Origin of the sequence: Kitasatospora sp. NPDC057512, assembly GCF_042802135.1 — a bacterium.
Lineage (GTDB): Bacteria > Actinomycetota > Actinomycetes > Streptomycetales > Streptomycetaceae > Kitasatospora.
In genome coordinates this window covers 1-3,282 of the sequence record NZ_JBHVET010000850.1, presented here as the reverse complement: position 1 = coordinate 3,282, position 3,282 = coordinate 1, and the positions used below count along the sequence as shown (strand labels likewise).

The window sequence follows — 3,282 nt, the reverse complement described above, 5'->3', positions numbered from 1 at the left end:
GCCCTTCGGCGTCTCCGGTCCGCTCAACATCACAGTCGTACGACCAAACATGCCTGAATGCGGGTGATTTGCCCGTGATGGACCAGTGCGCCGCAACCGCGACCCGGCCCCCTCGTTCTAATCTGACGACTGTCATATCCCTGCGGCCACCCAGGATGGATCCTCATGTCAGCGGCACCGCCTGACAACGACGTGCTGTGGGCCCGAGGGATCGTCAAGTCCCATGACGGCACCCCCGCCCTGCGCGGCATCTCGATCGGCGTCCGCGAGGGCGAGGTGCTCGCCGTCACCGGCCCGCGCGGCTCCGGCAAGAGCACCCTGCTCGGCTGCCTCTCCGCGCAGCTCCCGGTCGACGAGGGCGAGGTCTGGTTCAACAGCGCCCCCGTGCACACCCTCGCCCGGGCCGGCCGCGAACGGCTGCGCCGCGACCGCTTCGGCTTCGTCGGCTCGGAGCCCCACCTGGTGCCCGAACTGACCGCCCGGGAGAACGTCGCCCTGCCGCTGTTGCTCGCCGGAGCCGGCAACAAGGCCGCCTACACCGCCGCCGACGAGTGGCTGGAACGCCTCGACGTCGGCGACTGCGCCCGGCTGCGCCCCGAGCGGCTGGTCCAGAGCCGGCGCCAGCGGGTCGCCGTCGCCCGCGCCCTGGCCCCGCTGCCGCCCGTGGTCTTCGCCGACGACCCCACCGCCCCGCTGCACCGCGAGGCCGCCGACCAGGTCATGCGGATACTGACCAGCGCGGCCCGGTCCCACCAGCTCACCCTCGTCCTGGCCACCCACGACGCCGAACTCGTCCGGTTCGCGGACCGCGCCGTCGCCCTCGTCGACGGACGGCTCACCGCCCCCGTCGCCCCCGACCCCCGCGGCATCACCGCCCCCGGGGCCAACGGGGCGCCCGCCGTCACGGCCACCCGCCGCTGACGGCGCCGGGCCACCGAACGCCGAGCCATCGAACGCCGCCGAGCCGCTGAAAGAGTCGACGTGTTCTATCTCCGTCTGGCCCGGGGCTACCGGGTGCCCGACCTCGGCCGCTGGCTGCTCACCGCACTGGCCGCCGCCGTGGTCGCCGCCTTCCTGCTGCGCTCCCTCGGCCGGGCGATGAGCGAGCCGGTCGGCGGCGCCGACCCGCTGGTCCGGCTGCTCTGGTGCCTGCCCCCGCTCGCCGCCGTCGCCTGGTTCGCGGCCGTCGCCGCCCGCGCGGTGCCCGCCCGGCGGCCCGAGCGGATCGCCGGCCTCACCGCCGCCGGGGCCGGCTCCCACCGGATCCGGACGCTGATCGCCGGCGAGGTCGCGCTCGCCTCCACCCTCGGCAGCGTGCTGACCCTGCTGGCCTTCCTGGTGCTCCGCAACGACATCGCCGGGCCCGGGCTCGCCCCCGACCTCGGCATGGGCGTGCCGCTGCCGGCCGCCGCACCGGTCGCCCTGCTCGCCCTGGTCCCGCTCACCGCCGGCACCGCCGCCGCCTGCGCGGTGCCCGTCGCCGAGACCCTGCCCGGCGGCCGCACCCACGCCCCGACCGGCTTCGGCGTCTGGCGGATCGCCCTGGCGACCGGACTGGGCGTCATCGGCGCCGCGCTCGAACTCATCGCCCTGCGCCCCGGCGCCGCCGTCGACGGCCGCCCGATCCACCTGCCCGCCGGGCTCGGCAGCACCAGCACCGCCGCCCTCGGCGGCTGGGCCGCCAGCGCGCTCGGCCTCGCCCTGCTCACCGGCCCGCTGCTGGGCTGGGCCGGGCGGCTGCTCGCCGTCGGACGGCCCACCCCACTGCGGCTGCTGGCCGGGCGGGGGCTCACCGCCCAGGCCCGCCGACTCGGCGCACCGCTGGCCGTGCTCACCCTCGCCGTCGCGCTGGTGCTCACCACCGTCCGCTACTGGATCGGCACGCCCGACAGCGCCGACGCGCTGCCCGCGATCGAGGCCTGCCTGGTGCTCGGCTGCGCGGCCGCCGCGGTGGTCACCCGCCTCGCCGAGGTCCGCACCGACCGCCGGGAGGTCACCGACGCGCTGCTGCGCCTCGGCACCTCGCCCCGGCTGCTGTTCGGCGCGGTCGCGCTGCGCACCCTGGCGGTGGGCAGCACGCTGCTGCTGACCGGCGGGGCGACCGCCGCACTGGCGGCCGCCGGCCTGCGCTGACCGGCGCCCGGCGCCTGCCCTAGCCCGCCGCGGCGAGCTGGCCGCAGGCGCCGTCGATCTCCTGGCCGCGGGTGTCGCGGACGGTCGTCGGCACGCCGTGCGACTGGAGACGGCGGACGAACTCGCGCTCGTCCTCGGGCCGGGAGGCCGTCCACTTGGAACCGGGGGTCGGGTTCAGCGGGATCAGGTTGACGTGCACCCGGTGGTTCTTGATCAGCCGGCCGAGCAGGTCGGCCCGCCAGGCCTGGTCGTTGATGTCCTTGATCAGCGCGTACTCGATGGAGATCCGGCGGCCGGACTTCTCCGCGTAGTTCCAGGCCGCGTCCAGCACCTCGGCGACCTTCCACCGGGTGTTCACCGGGACCAGCTCGTCGCGCAGCTCGTCGTCCGGGGCGTGCAGCGACAGCGCCAGACGGCAGCTGAGGCCCTCGTCGGCGAACCGGTTCATCGCCGGGACGAGGCCGACCGTGGAGACCGTGATGCCGCGCTGGGACAGGCCGAAGCCGTCCGGGGCCGGGTCGGTCAGCCGGCGGATCGCGGCCAGCACCCGGTTGTAGTTGGCCAGCGGCTCGCCCATGCCCATGAAGACCACGTTGGACAGCCGCGCCTCGCCGCCGGGGATCTCCCCCGCCTTGAGCGCGCGCATCCCGGAGGCGATCTGCTCGACGATCTCGCCGGTGGACAGGTTGCGGGTCAGACCGGCCTGGCCGGTGGCGCAGAACGGGCAGTTCATGCCGCAGCCGGCCTGCGAGCTGATGCACATGGTGACCCGGTCCGGGTAGCGCATCAGCACGGACTCCACGAGCGTGCCGTCGAACAGCTTCCAGAGCGTCTTGCGGGTGGCGTCGTCGTCGCAGGAGACGTGCCGGACCACCGACATCAGCTCGGGCAGCAGGCTCCCGGTGAGCTTCTCCCGGCTGGCGGCGGGGATGTCCGTCCAGCTCGCCGGGTCGTTCGACATCCGGCCGAAGTAGTGGTTGGAGAGCTGCTTGGCGCGGAACGGCTGCTCGCCCAGCTCGGCGACGGCCTCCTTGCGCTCGGCGGGGCTCAGGTCGGCGAGGTGTCGCGGGGGCTTGGCGCCGCGCGGCGCGACAAAGGTGAGTTCTCCGGGCTTAGGCATGGTTGTTCCAGTGTCGCAGACGCGCGAGG

The 3,282-nt window shown here is 75.0% G+C and carries 3 protein-coding genes; 2 read left to right on the top strand and 1 reads right to left on the bottom strand.

What is annotated here, in order from left to right; genetic code table 11:
• Positions 1-165: 165 nt before the first annotated feature.
• Both ACFU6K_RS34740 and ACFU6K_RS34735 read left to right on the top strand, forming a co-directional pair.
• A complete protein-coding gene (locus tag ACFU6K_RS34740; protein WP_380669952.1) occupies positions 166-921 on the top strand; it encodes an ABC transporter ATP-binding protein in 756 nt (251 codons plus the stop codon).
• A 60-nt stretch (positions 922-981) separates the two neighbouring features.
• Positions 982-2,133 carry a hypothetical protein gene (locus tag ACFU6K_RS34735; protein ID WP_380669950.1) on the top strand — a complete coding sequence of 384 codons (1,152 nt, stop codon included), beginning with the start codon at positions 982-984 and terminating at the stop codon, positions 2,131-2,133.
• A 19-nt stretch (positions 2,134-2,152) separates the two neighbouring features.
• Here ACFU6K_RS34735 and rlmN read toward each other — a convergent pair whose 3' ends face one another.
• Positions 2,153-3,253 carry a 23S rRNA (adenine(2503)-C(2))-methyltransferase RlmN gene (gene rlmN, locus ACFU6K_RS34730; protein ID WP_074001525.1) on the bottom strand — a complete coding sequence of 367 codons (1,101 nt, stop codon included), beginning with the start codon at positions 3,251-3,253 and terminating at the stop codon, positions 2,153-2,155.
• Between the last annotated feature and the right edge of the window lie 29 nt (positions 3,254-3,282).